This window comes from Pseudomonas sp. NPDC098740 (genome assembly GCF_044760065.1).
Taxonomy (GTDB): domain Bacteria; phylum Pseudomonadota; class Gammaproteobacteria; order Pseudomonadales; family Pseudomonadaceae; genus Aquipseudomonas; species Aquipseudomonas rossensis.
This window is the reverse complement of the sequence record NZ_JBIWAM010000003.1, coordinates 335,146-349,394: the sequence shown is the minus strand read 5'-3', so window position 1 is coordinate 349,394 and position 14,249 is coordinate 335,146. Positions and strand designations below refer to the sequence as shown.

The 14,249-nt window shown below is 59.9% G+C and carries 16 protein-coding genes; 12 read left to right on the top strand and 4 right to left on the bottom strand.

All coding sequences use genetic code 11. The annotated features are described in order from the left end of the window. The first annotated feature begins 53 nt into the window (after nt 1–53). From ACIQU2_RS06015 to ACIQU2_RS06005, 3 genes are read left to right on the top strand one after another with little or no spacing between them, the layout of a single operon-like run. Entirely contained in the window at nt 54–1,406 is a 1,353-nt protein-coding gene (locus ACIQU2_RS06015; RefSeq protein ID WP_403139376.1) for a TolC family outer membrane protein, read from the top strand. A 44-nt stretch (nt 1,407–1,450) separates the two neighbouring features. Beyond that, on the top strand, nt 1,451–3,607 hold the full coding sequence (locus ACIQU2_RS06010; protein WP_347803059.1) for a type I secretion system permease/ATPase: 2,157 nt from the start codon (nt 1,451–1,453) through the stop codon (nt 3,605–3,607). After that, nucleotides 3,597–4,964, top strand: a complete 1,368-nt coding sequence (locus ACIQU2_RS06005) for an HlyD family type I secretion periplasmic adaptor subunit (RefSeq protein ID WP_403139375.1) — start codon at nt 3,597–3,599, stop codon at nt 4,962–4,964. Before ACIQU2_RS06010 ends, ACIQU2_RS06005 begins: the two co-directional genes overlap by 11 nt. Nucleotides 4,965–5,094: 130 nt before the next feature. On the opposite strand, the gene ACIQU2_RS06000 is transcribed toward ACIQU2_RS06005, so the two are convergent. From ACIQU2_RS06000 to ACIQU2_RS05990, 3 genes are all read right to left on the bottom strand, one after another. Then, nucleotides 5,095–5,478, bottom strand: a complete 384-nt coding sequence (locus tag ACIQU2_RS06000) for a DUF6124 family protein (protein ID WP_403139374.1) — start codon at nt 5,476–5,478, stop codon at nt 5,095–5,097. Between the two features lie 325 nt (nt 5,479–5,803). Further along, on the bottom strand, nt 5,804–6,562 hold the full coding sequence (locus tag ACIQU2_RS05995; RefSeq protein WP_403139372.1) for a slipin family protein: 759 nt from the start codon (nt 6,560–6,562) through the stop codon (nt 5,804–5,806). Nucleotides 6,563–6,564: 2 nt separating this feature from the next. Further along, entirely contained in the window at nt 6,565–7,095 is a 531-nt protein-coding gene (locus ACIQU2_RS05990) for an NfeD family protein (RefSeq protein WP_403139370.1), read from the bottom strand. A 198-nt stretch (nt 7,096–7,293) separates the two neighbouring features. Between ACIQU2_RS05990 and ACIQU2_RS05985 the strand changes: the two genes are divergently transcribed. The 4 genes from ACIQU2_RS05985 to ACIQU2_RS05970 all read left to right on the top strand — a co-directional run bounded on the left by ACIQU2_RS05985 (nt 7,294) and on the right by ACIQU2_RS05970 (nt 8,800). Then, the gene (locus ACIQU2_RS05985; protein WP_403139368.1) at nt 7,294–7,755 is read left to right on the top strand and encodes an aminoacyl-tRNA deacylase; all 462 of its coding nucleotides are present in this window, start codon (nt 7,294–7,296) and stop codon (nt 7,753–7,755) included. Nucleotides 7,756–7,892: 137 nt separating this feature from the next. Then, complete coding sequence (locus ACIQU2_RS05980; RefSeq protein ID WP_046047265.1) at nt 7,893–8,138, top strand: DUF2789 domain-containing protein; 246 nt, start codon at nt 7,893–7,895, stop codon at nt 8,136–8,138. Between the two features lie 145 nt (nt 8,139–8,283). Continuing rightward, entirely contained in the window at nt 8,284–8,529 is a 246-nt protein-coding gene (locus ACIQU2_RS05975) for a type II toxin-antitoxin system Phd/YefM family antitoxin (RefSeq protein ID WP_347803064.1), read from the top strand. Beyond that, on the top strand, nt 8,519–8,800 hold the full coding sequence (locus ACIQU2_RS05970) for a type II toxin-antitoxin system RelE/ParE family toxin (RefSeq protein ID WP_008148142.1): 282 nt from the start codon (nt 8,519–8,521) through the stop codon (nt 8,798–8,800). The genes ACIQU2_RS05975 and ACIQU2_RS05970 overlap by 11 nt, the downstream gene beginning before the upstream one ends. A gap of 16 nt (nt 8,801–8,816) precedes the next feature. Here ACIQU2_RS05970 and ACIQU2_RS05965 read toward each other — a convergent pair whose 3' ends face one another. Further along, a complete protein-coding gene (locus ACIQU2_RS05965; protein WP_347803066.1) occupies nt 8,817–8,999 on the bottom strand; it encodes a hypothetical protein in 183 nt (60 codons plus the stop codon). A 196-nt stretch (nt 9,000–9,195) separates the two neighbouring features. On the opposite strand from ACIQU2_RS05965, the gene ACIQU2_RS05960 reads away from it, so the two are divergent. From ACIQU2_RS05960 to ACIQU2_RS05940, 5 genes are read left to right on the top strand one after another with little or no spacing between them, the layout of a single operon-like run. Beyond that, a complete protein-coding gene (locus ACIQU2_RS05960) occupies nt 9,196–9,624 on the top strand; it encodes a MarR family winged helix-turn-helix transcriptional regulator (RefSeq protein ID WP_056745708.1) in 429 nt (142 codons plus the stop codon). Beyond that, nucleotides 9,621–11,693, top strand: a complete 2,073-nt coding sequence (locus ACIQU2_RS05955; RefSeq protein ID WP_403139365.1) for an FUSC family protein — start codon at nt 9,621–9,623, stop codon at nt 11,691–11,693. The genes ACIQU2_RS05960 and ACIQU2_RS05955 overlap by 4 nt, the downstream gene beginning before the upstream one ends. Then, nucleotides 11,690–11,899 (top strand): DUF1656 domain-containing protein, encoded by a 210-nt coding sequence (locus ACIQU2_RS05950; RefSeq protein WP_033058629.1) that lies wholly within the window; start codon nt 11,690–11,692, stop codon nt 11,897–11,899. The genes ACIQU2_RS05955 and ACIQU2_RS05950 overlap by 4 nt, the downstream gene beginning before the upstream one ends. After that, the gene (locus ACIQU2_RS05945) at nt 11,896–12,783 is read left to right on the top strand and encodes an efflux RND transporter periplasmic adaptor subunit (RefSeq protein ID WP_403139364.1); all 888 of its coding nucleotides are present in this window, start codon (nt 11,896–11,898) and stop codon (nt 12,781–12,783) included. Before ACIQU2_RS05950 ends, ACIQU2_RS05945 begins: the two co-directional genes overlap by 4 nt. Next, nucleotides 12,780–14,228 carry an efflux transporter outer membrane subunit gene (locus tag ACIQU2_RS05940; RefSeq protein ID WP_403139363.1) on the top strand — a complete coding sequence of 483 codons (1,449 nt, stop codon included), beginning with the start codon at nt 12,780–12,782 and terminating at the stop codon, nt 14,226–14,228. The genes ACIQU2_RS05945 and ACIQU2_RS05940 overlap by 4 nt, the downstream gene beginning before the upstream one ends. The last annotated feature ends 21 nt before the right edge of the window (nt 14,229–14,249 follow it).

Genomic DNA, 14,249 nt, shown 5'->3' with positions numbered 1-14,249 from the left:
CAGCGGCACATTCTGCAGTGATTCAAGACAAGTAATTCCTGGAAACTCCAACCATGCGTTTGCACCTGCTCAAGGCTTTACCCTTCGCCCTTGCCGCCAGTTTTGTTCAGGCGCAGTCCCTTCCGGAGGCCATGCAACAGGCACTGGATGTCCATCCGGAAATCCAGGCAGGCGTTAACAGTCGTTTGGCCGCGGATTATCAGTTAAAGGCAGCAAAAGGTGGATACCTCCCACGGGTCGATCTGCTGGGCGGCTATGGGCGCGAAGGCACTGACAGCGTCACCACGCGTGCCGCCGGCAACAACAATCACTGGGAAACCCTGAACCGCAGCGAGTCGAGCGTGCGGTTGTCACAAATGGTGTTTGACGGTTTTGCGACGTCGAGTGAAGTGGGGCGTCAACAAGCCACCGTTAACTCCCGCGCTTACTCCTTGCTGGGCACGTCCGAACGCACCGCGCTCACCGTCGCTCAGGTGTATCTCGATGTACTGACCCGCCGCGAATTCGTACGCCTGGCAACCGAGAACCTGAAGAGCCACGAACGGATTTTCGACCAGATCAAGTTGCGCACCCAGCGTGGCGTGGGCAGCGGCGCCGACCTCGATCAGGCCGAAGCGCGTATGGCCCAGGCCCGCAACAACCTGATCACCGAGCAGACCAACCTGGCGGACGCCGAGACCAACTTCCTCAGCGCCGTCGGCCAGATGCCCGATCAGCTGGAGCGTCCTTCCGATTTCATGGCGCTGTTGCCCGCCAACCTGAATGAAGCCCGGGCGCAGATGCTGGAGAACAGCCCGATCCTGCGTTCCGCCGAATCCGACATCGTCGCTGCCGAGAAACAGTACGCAGCCGCCAAGTCGAGCTTCTACCCGCGCTTCGATGCCGAATTGGGTCGTTCTGCCGACAACGATCTCGACGGCCAGAACGGTCACAGCAATGAATGGCAGGCCATGTTGCGCATGCGCTTCAATCTGTATGCCGGTGGCAGCAACAAGGCTGATCTGGAATCCAAGTCCTACCAGTCCAACCAGGCACTGGATATTCGCAACAACGCCTTGCGCGTGTTGAACGAAGAGCTGGGCCTGGCCTGGAATGCATTGAACAACGCCAATGCCCAAGTGCCGATCGCTCAGCAATATGTCGATCACAGCACCCGCGTGCGCACCGCCTATCAAAAGCAGTTCGGTCTCGGCGAGCGCACCTTGCTCGACCTGCTCGACAGTGAAAACGAGCTGTTCTCGGCTTCTCGTCGCCTGGCGGAGATCAAGAACATTCAGTTATTTACTCAGTACCGAATCAAGGCGACCATGGGCGAGTTGCTCAAGAGCCAGGGAGTGGTCGCACCGTTGGCATCCGTCGTGCAAAACGACGTGAAGCCCAAGGTTCAACTGCCCGGTATGAATTGAGCAGAACCTTCATTGTTCAATTGTTAGCCAAGAGTGTGCCGAGCGTGGAATCAGAAGTCAGTCGAGTTCAACTCATTCATGATCCACGCGCGCTGCACGACGATCCGCTACTGGACGGCTTGCTGGCTCTTTGCACCTTGCATCAGAAACCGGCCAGCGCCGCGATGTTGACCACCGGCCTGCCGTTGCCCAAGCAGCGGCTGAGCGTTGAATTGCTGCCCCGCGCGGCAGCCCGCGCCGGCCTGCAAGGGCGGGTGCTGGTCCGCAAACTGGAGCAGATCCCGGCGATTGCCATGCCGGCGCTGTTGCTGCTCAAGGATGGTCGCAGTGCCGTCCTGCTCGGCTGGCACGGTGACGACCAGGCGCGCCTGCTGCTCAGCGAAAGCGATGGCGGCGAAAGCGTTGTCAGCCGCGAGCTGCTGGCCGATGACTACATCGGCAAAGTGTTCTTCGCTCAACCCCAGCACAAATTCGACGTCAATCACGGCACGCTGATCCCGCGCGCACGCTCGTGGTTCCGCGACACCCTCAAGCGGTCGCGCTGGCTGTACGCCGACGCCATCGCCGCCAGTTTCCTGATCAACATCATTGCCATGGCCGCGCCGCTGTTCGTGATGAACGTCTACGACCGCGTCGTGCCGAACCAGGCCGAATCGACCCTGTGGGTGTTGGCCATCGGCATCACCGGGGCTTACCTGTTCGACCTGATCCTCAAGAGCTTGCGCAGCCTCTGCCTGGACCTGGCCGGGAAGAAAACCGACCTGATCATCTCGGCCACGTTGTTCGAGCGCATCGTCGGCATGGCCATGAAGTACCGCCCGGCGCGGGTCGGCAGCTTTGCCCAGAACATCCATGAGTTTCAGAGCCTGCGCGATTTCCTGGCTTCGCTGACCCTCACCAGCCTGATCGACCTGCCGTTTACGCTGCTGATCTTCATGGTCATCGCGATTCTCGGCGGGCATCTGGTGTGGATTCCGGTGCTGGCGTTCCCGATTGCCCTGCTCATCGGCTATGCCTTGCAGAAGCCGCTGGTGGCGACCATGGAGCGAACCATGGCCCTGGGCGCCGAGCGTCAGTCGAGCCTGATCGAAACCCTCGCCGGCCTCGATGCAGTGAAGGTCAACAACGCCGAAAGCGAGCGCCAATATCAGTGGGAGCAGACCATCGGCACCCTCAGCCGCCTCGAGTTGCGAGTGAAAATGCTCTCCGGTCTGGCGATGAACATCACCTTGCTGATCCAGCAACTGGCGGGGGTGATCATGATCGTCTTCGGCGTGTACCAGATCATCGACGGTCACCTGAGCATGGGCGGTTTGATCGCCTGCTACATGCTCAGCGGCCGTGCGCTCAGCCCGCTGGCCTCACTGTCTGGCCTGCTGACGCGTTACCAGCAAGCGCGGGTAACCATGACTTCGGTCGATCAAATGATGGAGCTGCCGCAAGAGCGCAACTTCGAGGAACGCCCACTGAGCCGCAAGGTGCTGCAAGGCGCCATCGAATGCCGGCAGATGAACTTCACCTACCCGAACCAACAGAACGCGGCGCTGAAGAACATCAACCTGATCATCAAACCTGGCGAGAAGATCGGCATCATCGGGCGCAGCGGCTCGGGTAAAAGCTCCCTGGCCAAACTGCTCGTAGGCCTCTACCAGCCGGACGACGGCGCCCTGTTGGTGGATGGCGTCGATATCCGTCAGATCGACGTCAGCGAATTGCGCCACAACATCGGCTACGTGGCTCAGGACATCCAATTGCTTGCCGGGACCCTGCGCGACAACCTGGTGTCGGGTGCGCACTATGTTGAAGACGAAATGGTGCTGCAAGCTGCCGAACTGGCCGGCGTCCACGAATTCGCCCGTCTGCACCCGCAAGGTTATGAGCTGCAAGTCGGCGAGCGTGGGCAGAACCTGTCTGGCGGTCAGCGCCAGAACGTTGCCCTGGCCCGTGCGTTGCTGCTCAACCCGCCGATCCTGCTGCTCGACGAACCGACCAGCGCCATGGACAACACCGGCGAAGAACGCCTCAAGCAACGCCTCGCGGCGGTGGTTGAAAACAAGACCGTGGTGCTGGTGACGCACCGGGCTTCGCTGTTGTCGCTGGTGGATCGTCTGATCGTCATCGACCGCGGGCAGATTCTCGCCGACGGCCCGAAAGCCGCCGTGATGGAAGCGTTGAAGAAGGGGCAGATCAGTGTTGCTTAAGTCGGGTTTCAAGAATTCGATCGGCCGTTATTTCAAAGGCTCCGATTCGCTGCATGGCCAGCCACTTCCCGAGGTCAACAAAGCGCTGATCGAAGATGCCCCACGTGTGGTGCGGCTGACCATCTGGGCGATCATCGGCTTCTTCGTGTTCCTGATGCTTTGGGCCAACTTCGCCGTGATCGACGAAGTCACCAAGGGCGACGGCAAAGCCATTCCGTCGTCCAAGATCCAGAAAATCCAGAACCTTGAGGGCGGCATCGTCTCTGAGTTGTTCGTGACCGAAGGGCAGATCGTCGAGGCCGGCGCACCGCTGATTCGCCTGGACGACACGCGATTCGCCTCCAACGTCGGCGAAACCGAAGCCGATCGGCTGTCGATGCTGCTGCGAGTAGAGCGCTTGAGCGCGGAAGTCGATGACCGTCCGCTGAACTTCCCCGCTGACGTGCTGAAGGCTGTACCTGGTCAGGCGGCCAGCGAGGAGTCGCTGTACATCAGTCGCCGTCAGCAACTGCACGATGAGATTGGTGGTTTGGCGGAGCAGTTGATCCAGCGTCAGCAAGAGCTGCGCGAGTTCACCTCCAAGCAGTCGCAGTACCGTAACGGCCTCGCGTTGCAGCGTCAGGAAATCGACATGTCCGAGCCGTTGGTGGCCCAAGGCGCGGTATCGCCGGTTGAAGTGCTGCGACTCAAGCGTGCCGAGGTTGAAACCCGCGGGCAACTGGACGCGACCACCCTGGCCATTCCTCGCGCCCAGTCGGCGATCAAGGAAGTGCAGCGCAAGATCGACGAGACTCGCGGCAAATTCCGCAGCGAAGCACTGACTCAACTCAATGAGGCACGCACTGATCTGAACAAGGCCCAGGCCACCGGCAAGGCGCTGGAAGACCGGGTCAGCCGGACGCTGGTGACATCGCCGGTGCGTGGCATCGTCAACAAGTTGCTGGTGAACACCATTGGCGGCGTAATCCAGCCGGGTAGCGACCTGGTAGAAATCGTACCGCTGGATGACACCTTGCTGGTGGAAGCGAAAATTCGCCCGCAAGACATTGCGTTTCTGCGTCCGGGGCAAGAGGCGACAGTGAAGTTCACGGCGTATGACTACACCGTTTATGGTGGGCTGAAGGCCAAGCTTGAACAGATCGGTGCCGACACCATTACCGACGAAGACAAGAAAACCACTTACTACATCATCAAGCTGCGCACTGATCGCAGCCACCTGGGGACGGATGAAAAGCCGTTGCTGATCATCCCGGGGATGGTGGCTTCGGTGGATATCATCACGGGTAAGAAGACTGTGCTGAGCTATCTGCTTAAGCCGATTATTCGGGCGCGGGCCGAGGCGTTGCACGAGCGGTAGTTCTCTGCGGGGCTGATGGCCTCATCGCGAGCAAGCTCGCTCCCACATTGGATGTGTGTCGATCACATAACCCCTGTGGGAGCGAGCTTGCTCGCGATATAGGTGGTCAACTCACCACAAACCTACCCGGCTAAACCTTGACCCGAGCCTGCATGATCTCCGACTCCTCCCAATGATCCAGCGCTCGCTCTACGAGCAACTGCACGCCATCGGCCATGCGGCTGAGCGCCAGGGCTACGGAGCGCCGTGTCCCGTCCACATCGTCCGCCAGATTGGCAGCGATGGCGCTGATGGACAGCAGGTCTTCGGAGGCGTTGGCCAGAAGGGTTTCGGTGTTGACATCGGGGGCGACGGTGAAGAGGTTGCCTTTGCGGTGCTTGGGCGGTTTTTCGGTGGTCGGGGGGAAGTAGTGGGCGAAGGCGCGGTCTGCGGCTTCTTTGAGTTTTTCGGCTTCGAGAGCTTCTTGGGAATCGGTTCCAGAGTGCTCTGGAGGATTCGGAGTTACCTTGATCATATGAAATACCCTAAACAGTAAGTGGGAGCCGTCACCGTTCGTTTGCACGCGAATTAGGTGGCAGCCGTGCGCAGGTGTGCAAGACCGGGACTGTTTAGGACACCCAGCAGATCCGAGGATCTCCTGCGCGCAGCCGCCATAAAGCAATGAGCCATGGCAATTGCGCCCTAAACAGTTTCGTCGGACTTGCACGTCCGTGTCACCGTTTTTTCAGTGACAAGGCCAGACTAGACCTGGGTTTGGGCCGTAACAAGTTCACCAACACCGCTACAACTTGAAGGAAATCTCCGACGGGGCTACCGGACGTTGGTGTCTGTGGTGAAGGTCACTCTTTGGACGACAAATCCGCCATCCCCTTGAGCAACTCGATCGGCAGCGGAAAGACGATCGTCGACGTCTTGTCCCCGGCAATCGAACTCAACGTCTGCATATACCGCAACTGCATGGCCCCAGGCTGGCGCCCGAGCATTTCAGCGGCCTGCATGAGTTTTTCCGAGGCCTGCAATTCACCCTCGGCGTGGATGACTTTGGCCCGGCGTTCCCGCTCGGCTTCGGCCTGTCTGGCGATGGCGCGGACCATCGATTCGTTGAGGTCTACGTGCTTGATCTCGACGTTGGCGACCTTGATGCCCCAGGCGTCGGTCTGGGCGTCGAGCACTTGCTGGATGTCGATGTTCAACCGCTCACGTTCGGCGAGCAGTTCATCAAGTTCGTGTTTACCGAGCACCGCCCGCAACGTGGTTTGAGCCAATTGGCTGGTGGCCATGAGAAAGTCTTCGACCTGAATAATCGCTTTCTGCGGATCGAGTACACGGAAATACAGCACCGCGTTGACCTTGACCGAGACGTTGTCGCGGGTGATCACGTCTTGTGGCGGCACGTCGAGGACCACGGTACGCAAGTCGACGCGAACCATTTGCTGCACCACCGGAATCAGCAGGATCAAACCAGGGCCTTTGACCTGCCAGAAGCGCCCGAGCTGGAACACTACCCCGCGCTCGTATTCGCGCAGGATGCGGAAGGTCGACCCCGCCAATGCAATCACCAGTAACAGCAGCGCGGCAAAACCCAGTTGCAGGCCCATGGTTATTCTCCACCCGGCGCCGCGTCAGCCGCGGCCACTTCCAGCAATAATCCCTTGCGTGCCACCACCCGGACCCTTTGCCCGGGTTGCAGCGGCGTGGCGCTGAGCACTTGCCACTTTTCTCCTTGCAGGTGCACCCAACCGTTGTAGGCATTGCCGGTCAGCGACATCACCGGGGTCACGCTGCCAACCAGTCCTGCATCGCCACTGACGTTTTCGCGCGGTCGGGTTTTGAGGGCGTGGATCAGCAGGAAAATCAGCAACAGGGCACTGATCAGGCCCAGGCCGATCATCAACGGAACCGGCACCTCGGTGTTGGTCAGAATTACCGCACCGATCACGAACATTACAATGCCGCCCAGACCGATCACGCCGTAATTGGGCAGGGCTGCCTCGGCGATCAGAAACGCGATGCCGAACGTGATCAGCCAGATCCCGATGGGGTTGGGCACCAGCAAGACGACGGTGTCCTCCGCGAATACCGATCCGCTCAAGGCCAACAGCAGCGCAACTGCACAACAACGAGTGTTCACGTGACCCTCCGGGAGAGTCATTGATGGTTCTTTATACAGTCTAGCTGAGCTCTGAATTGTACGAATTTTGATCAGTTGTTGACGTTGTTCCGGCGGGCAGATTTCCCGCGCGATTGCGCCAGCGGGCCTAGACTTTTAGTGGAGAGAAAAGGTTTAACCATTGTCCGCGAAACGTTATTGCGGACTCCGAGGTGCATCATGCGTATGGCAAGAACTGTGCAGGACAGCCTCAATAAGGCTCACTGCGAATTTGACATCGTCACCCATCCGCACTCGGCCAGCAGCCTTGAAACGGCGCGGGTCGCGGGTATTCCTGCCGAACGGGTGGCCAAATCGGTGATCCTCGACGACCACCACGGTCATTTCCTGATGGCTGTGCTGCCAGCGAGCCGTCACCTGGACTTGAGCAAAGTACGCGGCAGTGGCGAATGGCAGATCACCCGGGAAAGCACCCTGGCGCATCTGTTCCAGGATTGCGAACGCGGCGCGGTGCCTGCGTTGGGCGAATCCTATGGCATGGACATGGTCATCGACCCACTGCTGACCCGGCAGAAAGACATCTACCTGGAGGCGGGTAACCACAACAATCTGGTGCACATGAGCATGCCGGAATTCCTGAAAATGGTGCCGCATGCTGAAGTGTGCGAGTTGAGTCAGTAGTTTTTGCGGCGTCAGTGGCGCCGTCATCGCGAGCAAGCTCGCTCCCACAGGGTTACGCGATTCCTGTGGGAGCGAGCTTGCTCGCGATTGACTGCGCAGCAGTCACCCAATTTTTTGCCATTACAAAGGAGCCCACCATGGAATCCCCGACCCACAGTCTCCCCAACCTGTTCAAACAACTCGGCCTGCCTGATGACGCCGAAAGCATCGACAAATTCATCGCCACCCATTCACCGCTCAAGCCTGAATTGCATTTGGCGGATGCGTTCTTCTGGTCCAAGAGCCAAGCAGATTTCTTGCGTGACGACATTCTGGATGACGCGGATTGGGCGGAGGTGGTGGATCAGCTGGATGTGCTGTTGCGGAAGGGGCGGGGGGTGTAAAAAAATCTGAGAGAAAAATGGCGAAATGTAAAAAAAACTGGTGAGTGGTAAAAAATCTGGGTGGACATCCAATTTCAGGGTTTTTTCTATGTTGCTCATAAAGTGTGAATAGACCAGAATCGTGACCTGAATTGAGGTCTTAATTATGCAAAATGTTCTGGCCGACATGGCTGTCAGTGTGTCTGAGTTGAAGAAAAATCCATCGGCGGTCTTGAGTGGCGCCCATGGTGGGGCTGTCGCGGTGCTGAATCACAATCGAGTTATGGGTTACATGGTCCCGGCCGATGTTTTCGAGGCCATGATGGAGCGGCTCGATGACCTCGAGTTGGCGGAAATTGTTCGCTCACGCAGGCATGAAACGCCGATCCCGGTAAATCTGGATGACCTATAAGCTCGAATTCCTGCCGTCCGCACGCAAGGAGTGGGACAAACTGGGTCATACATTGCGCGAGCAATTCAAAAAGAAACTGGCAGAGCGACTTGAGCTCCCGCGAGTGCCCTCAGATTCATTACATGGAATGCCTGACTGCTACAAAATCAAGCTGCGGTCATCGGGGTACAGGTTGGTGTACGAGGTTATTGATGAGCGAGTAGTCGTTTCTGTGGTGGCAGTGGGCAAGCGTGAACGTAGTGCTGTTTACGACCGAGCCAAGAAACGTTAATAGTCTCCGACCTTTCTTATTCCGCCGCCTGCGCGCGCTTGGCGGCAAATTCAGTTTCGATCTCTTCATTGCTGAAGTATTGGCCTTGACGCTGTGATAGCCGTGCCGCGTCCACTTTCCTTTGCAGGAAATGGCGGTACTGCTTTGAGTATGCAGAATCCAGGTTGCTTTCAGATTCTGATTCAGGAGGTTTAGTCATTGGTTAAGTCTCGGTCCGGTCGCAAAGCGTTACGCAGTTTCGAATGCTACGGTGATTCCTGCCGAAGCTAGTCATGGGTCATGACCCCCAATTTGTTTCAAAACTTGACCAACTTTCCCTTCAAATGCCATATTGATAGTTAGCAAACTAACAGTGTGTGTTTCCCCTCGTGCCGAAGAACCTCGACGCTCTCCAGATGAACATCAGCAGCTCCATGGTGGTGGCCGCCAGGCATTGGCGGAAGATCTGCCAGACCACGCTGGTCAACTATGGAATCTCCGAAGCCTGCGCCGTTCCGTTGTTGATGATCGGGCGTTTGGGCGAGGGTGTGCGGCAGGTGACGGTGGCGCAGGCGGCCGGGATGGAGAGCCCGTCCCTGGTGCGCCTGCTGGATCAGTTGTGTCATGCCGGCTACGTCTGCCGCACCGAAGACGCCCATGACCGGCGCGCCAAATGCCTGAGCCTGACCGAGACGGGTCGTGAATTGGTGCAAGCTGTCGAAATCGAGCTGGTGCGCTTGCGCCATGAAGTGCTCGAAGGGATCGATCAGCGTGATCTGGAAGCGGCGTTGCGGGTACTGAGGGCTTTTGAATCGGCCAATCATCTGCCGGTGATCAACCCTTGAGTGGATTTTTGACCGGCATGCCCCCGGCGCGGGACTGGTTCTACGGTGTACGAACGTTCGCGGCATCGATGATCGCGTTGTACATCGCCATGCTCATGCAAATGCCCCGGCCTTACTGGGCGATGGCCACGGTCTACATCGTTTCCAGTCCGTTTGTTGGCCCTACCAGTTCCAAGGCGCTGTACCGCGCAGTCGGCACCCTTCTCGGTGCCGCCGCGGCGGTTTTTTTCGTGCCGATGTTTGTCCAGAGCCCCTATGTGCTGGTGGTGGTCATCGCGCTGTGGACCGGGATTCTGTTGTTTCTGTCGCTGCACCTGCGCACGGCCAACAGTTACGCCCTGATGCTCGCCGGTTACACCTTGCCGCTGATCGCCCTGCCGGTGGTGGATAACCCGTTGGGGGTGTGGGACGTGGCCGAAGCGCGGACGGAAGAAATCTTCCTCGGCATCGCGGTGGCGGCAGTGGTCGGCGCCATGTTCTGGCCCCGGCGGCTGGCGCCGGTGTTCAACGATTCGGTGAACACATGGTTTGCCGCTGCCTCGACGTATAGCCTGCGTTTCCTCAGCCGCAACGTGCTGCCGGACGAAGTGAGCGCGCTGCGTTCGTCGATGGTCGCGACTTTCAACTCGCTGGAATTGATGATCGGCCAGTTGCCCCACGAAGGCGCGCGGCCGCAAACGGTGCGCAACACCAAGGAACTGCGCGGTCGCATGATTCACCTGCTGCCAGTGATCGACGCCCTCGAAGACGCGCTCTATGCCCTTGAGCGGCGCACGCCCGAGCTTGTGGATAAGTTCGCGCCGCTGCTGGCCGCGACCACTGAATGGCTCGACCACAAAGACGCCGACCTCGAGCGCTGGCAAGCGCTGAAAGATCAACTCGAAGCACTGCAACCGTCCGCCGAAGCGTTGGATGATCGCAAGCAGCTGCTGTTCTCCAACGCCCTGTATCGCCTCGGCGAGTGGATCGATGTGTGGCAGGACTGTCGCAGTCTGCAGTACGCCATCCAGTGCGAAAGCCAGGACAGCTGGCGCGCGGTCTATCGGCACTGGCGGCTTGGTCGGCTGTCGCCGTTTCTCGACCGCGGGCTGATGCTCTATTCGGCGGCGTCCACGGTCACCGCCATCATCGTCGCTTCGGTGCTGTGGATTCTGCTTGGCTGGACCGACGGTGGCGCCGCGGTGATTCTGGCGGCGGTGGCATGCAGCTTTTTCGCCTCGATGGACGACCCGGCGCCGCAGATCTACCGGTTCTTTTTCTGGACGGCGATGTCGGTGTTATTCGCCAGTCTTTATCTGTTTCTGGTCCTGCCCAACCTGCATGACTTCCCGATGCTGGTGCTGGCGTTTGCCGTGCCGTTCATTTGCATCGGCACCCTGACGGTCAAGCCGCAGTTCTATCTGGGCATGCTGCTGACCCTCGTCAACACCTCGTCCTTCATCAGTATTCAGGGCGCCTACGACGCGGATTTCCTCAGCTTCGCCAACTCCAACCTGGCCGGTCCCGTGGGCTTGTTGTTCGCCTTCGTCTGGACCCTGATCGCCCGGCCGTTCGGCGCCGAACTGGCGGCCAAGCGCCTGACCCGTTTCAGCTGGCGCGACATTGTCAGCCTGACCGAGCCGGCGACGTTGTCTGAGCACCGGCACTTGGGTGTGCAGATGCTCGATCGCCTGATGCAGCATCTACCGCGCCTGGCCATGACCGGCCAAGACACGGGCATCGCCCTGCGGGAAGTGCGCGTGGCGCTAAACCTGCTGGACTTGCTCGCCTATACACCGCGAGTACTCGGCGTACCGCAAGCGCTGCTGCACCAGGTGGTGGCCGAGGTGGGTGAGTATTTCAAGGCCTGCCTCAAGGCTGGCGAACGTTTGCCGGCGCCGAGTCCGTTGCTGATGACCCTGGACCGCACCCGCCGTGCCCTCAACACGGAGTGCGATGAAGGTGCGCGTCTGCATTTGCTGCACGCCCTGAGCGGCCTGCGCCTGTCGCTGCTGCCAGGGGTGGAATTCGTCGGCACCGGCGAGCTCGAAGAACCGCTTCCCCATGGCATCGATGGAGCGCCTTTATGATCGGTGACCTGGATATCAGCGGGGTGTTTCTGCCCACGCTGCTGGTGCTGATGGGCATTACGTATGTGTTGTTCCTGCTGGTGCACGGGTTGCTGACGCGTCTGCACTTTTACCGTCTGGTCTGGCACCGGGCATTGTTTAACGTGGCTCTCTACGCTGTGCTGCTCGGCGCCGTGGACTCACTCAGTCGATACCTGATGACATGAAAAAACCTTTTTTGACCCTCGGTCGCGTGGTGCTGACCCTGCTGATCGTGACCTTCGCCGTTGTCGTGGTCTGGCGCATGGTGATGTATTACATGTTCGCGCCCTGGACCCGGGACGGCCACATCCGTGCCGATATCGTGCAGATCGCACCGGACGTGTCCGGGCTGATCCAGCGAGTCGACGTGCGGGACAACCAATTAGTGAAACGTGGCCAGGTGCTGTTCAGCATTGATCAGGACCGTTTCAAACTGGCCCTGCGTCAGGCCAAGGCGGCGGTCGCCGACCGTCAGGAAACCCTGGCGCAGGCGCAACGCGAAGCCAAGCGTAACCGTGGCCTCGGCAATCTGGTGCCGGGTGAGCAACTGGAAGAGAGCCAGTCCCGGGTGGCCCGCGCCGAAGTGGCGTTGATGGAGGCCCAGGTGGCGGTGGACAGCGCCCAGCTCAACCTCGACCGCTCGACCATCCGCAGCCCGGTGGATGGTTACGTCAACGACCGTGCACCGCGCAACCAGGAATTCGTCACCGCCGGGCGTCCGGTGTTGTCGGTGGTGGACAGCAATTCGTTCCACATCGACGGTTATTTTGAAGAAACCAAACTGGACGGCATTCATGTCGGCCAGAGCGTCGATATTCGGGTGATCGGCGACCGAGCTCGCCTGCGCGGGCATGTGGAAAGCATCGTCGCCGGCATCGAAGACCGCGACCGCAGCAGCGGTAGCAACCTACTGCCCAACGTCAATCCGGCGTTCAGCTGGGTGCGGCTGGCCCAGCGGATTCCGGTGCGGATCGCCTTCGATGATGTGCCGGCCGATTTCCGCATGATCGCCGGTCGCACGGCGACGGTTTCTATTATGGATGACCACCAGCAGGAGCCCGCGAAATGAGCAGGGCCTCGGGTTTGGCTATCGCCGGGTTAGGCCTGTTGCTGTCGGCCTGTCAGGTGGTCGGGCCGGATTATCACTTGCCGGACGAGGCCGCCGTACACCGTGAAGACTTGCAGGGCGACTTGGCGGAGAACGGCAAAAATGTCGTCTCGGCACCGGTGCCCGGCGACTGGTGGCGCTTGTATCAGGACCGGCGCCTCGATCAATTGGTCGAGCAGGCCATGGCCTCCAACACTGATTTACGCGTGGCGGCGGCGAACCTTTCCCGAGCCCGCGCGCAGGTCGATGAAGCTCAAGCGGCCGGTGGCTGGAGCGGCGGCGTGAAGATGGGCGCCCAGCGATTGCAGGAGTCCGGCGAAGCGTTCTTGCTACCGGAGAAAGTGCCCGTGGCCAACGTCGGCGACATTGGCATTACCACCTCGTATCAGTTCGACCTGTTTGGCACGTTGCAGCGCGGCATCGAAGCGGCCAAGGCCAATGCCGATGCGACTCAAGCCGCAGCCGATACCGCACGAATCACTCTGGTGGCCGACGTCGTTCGGGCCTACACCCAAGTCTGCGCAGCCAACGAAGAGCAGGAAATCGCCCAGCACTCCCTCGACTTGCAAGCCCAGAGCACCACGCTGATCCAGCGTCTGCGTGACGCCGGGCGCGGTGACGAAACCCAGGTCACCCGCTCGCAAACCCAATTCAAATCCCTGCGCGCCGACATGCCGCGTTATGAGGCCGCGCGTCAGGCCGGGTTGTTCCGCTTGTCGATGCTGTTGGCCAAACCTGTCGACCAATTGCCGCCAGGCACCAGCGACTGCGCGGAACTGCCGAAAATTGCTCAATTGTTGCCGGTCGGTGACGGCGCGATGTTGCTCAAGCGCCGTCCCGATGTGCGACAAGCCGAGCGACGACTGGCTGCCGCGACTGCCGGCATCGGCATCGCCACCGGCGAGTTGTACCCGGACATCAGCATCGGCGCGACCGTCGGTACCGTCGGCATCCTGGAAAACCTCGGCAAACCGGCGACCAATCGCTGGGGCTTCGGGCCGTTGTTGACCTGGACCGTGCCGTCCAACGGCTCCCGCGCACGCATTCGCGAGGCCGAAGCAACGACCCAAGGCGCGCTGGCACATTTCGATGGCGTGGTGCTAAACGCCATCCGCGAAACCCAAACCGGCCTGGCCCAGTACTCCGCGTTGCTGCAACGTCGCGACGCACTGGCCGACGCCGAGCAATCGGCGCAACTGGCGGCAGACCAGACTCACCGCTTCTTCCAGGCCGGTCGCGCATCGTTCCTGGCGGACTTGCAAGCGACCCGCACCTACACCGACGTGCGGGCGCAACTGGCTTCTGCCAGCACGCAGGTTGCCATGAGCCAGATCGATTTGTTCCTGGCCTTGGGTGGCGGGTGGGAAAGCGGACGAACGCAAGGCACGAACTCCGGCAAACCCTGAGGCCGTTGCTATGCTTTGATT

Coding starts and splice junctions, on each gene's coding strand:
- ACIQU2_RS06015 (WP_403139376.1), top strand. CDS start 54: ATGCGTTTGCACCTGCTCAAGGCTTTACCCTTCGCCCTTGCCGCCAGT.
- ACIQU2_RS06000 (WP_403139374.1), bottom strand. CDS start 5,478: ATGATCAAGGTAACTCCGAATCCTCCAGAGCACTCTGGAACCGATTCC.
- ACIQU2_RS05995 (WP_403139372.1), bottom strand. CDS start 6,562: ATGGGCCTGCAACTGGGTTTTGCCGCGCTGCTGTTACTGGTGATTGCA.
- ACIQU2_RS05985 (WP_403139368.1), top strand. CDS start 7,294: ATGCGTATGGCAAGAACTGTGCAGGACAGCCTCAATAAGGCTCACTGC.
- ACIQU2_RS05980 (WP_046047265.1), top strand. CDS start 7,893: ATGGAATCCCCGACCCACAGTCTCCCCAACCTGTTCAAACAACTCGGC.
- ACIQU2_RS05975 (WP_347803064.1), top strand. CDS start 8,284: ATGCAAAATGTTCTGGCCGACATGGCTGTCAGTGTGTCTGAGTTGAAG.
- ACIQU2_RS05970 (WP_008148142.1), top strand. CDS start 8,519: ATGACCTATAAGCTCGAATTCCTGCCGTCCGCACGCAAGGAGTGGGAC.
- ACIQU2_RS05965 (WP_347803066.1), bottom strand. CDS start 8,999: ATGACTAAACCTCCTGAATCAGAATCTGAAAGCAACCTGGATTCTGCA.
- ACIQU2_RS05960 (WP_056745708.1), top strand. CDS start 9,196: ATGAACATCAGCAGCTCCATGGTGGTGGCCGCCAGGCATTGGCGGAAG.
- ACIQU2_RS05950 (WP_033058629.1), top strand. CDS start 11,690: ATGATCGGTGACCTGGATATCAGCGGGGTGTTTCTGCCCACGCTGCTG.
- ACIQU2_RS05945 (WP_403139364.1), top strand. CDS start 11,896: ATGAAAAAACCTTTTTTGACCCTCGGTCGCGTGGTGCTGACCCTGCTG.
- ACIQU2_RS05940 (WP_403139363.1), top strand. CDS start 12,780: ATGAGCAGGGCCTCGGGTTTGGCTATCGCCGGGTTAGGCCTGTTGCTG.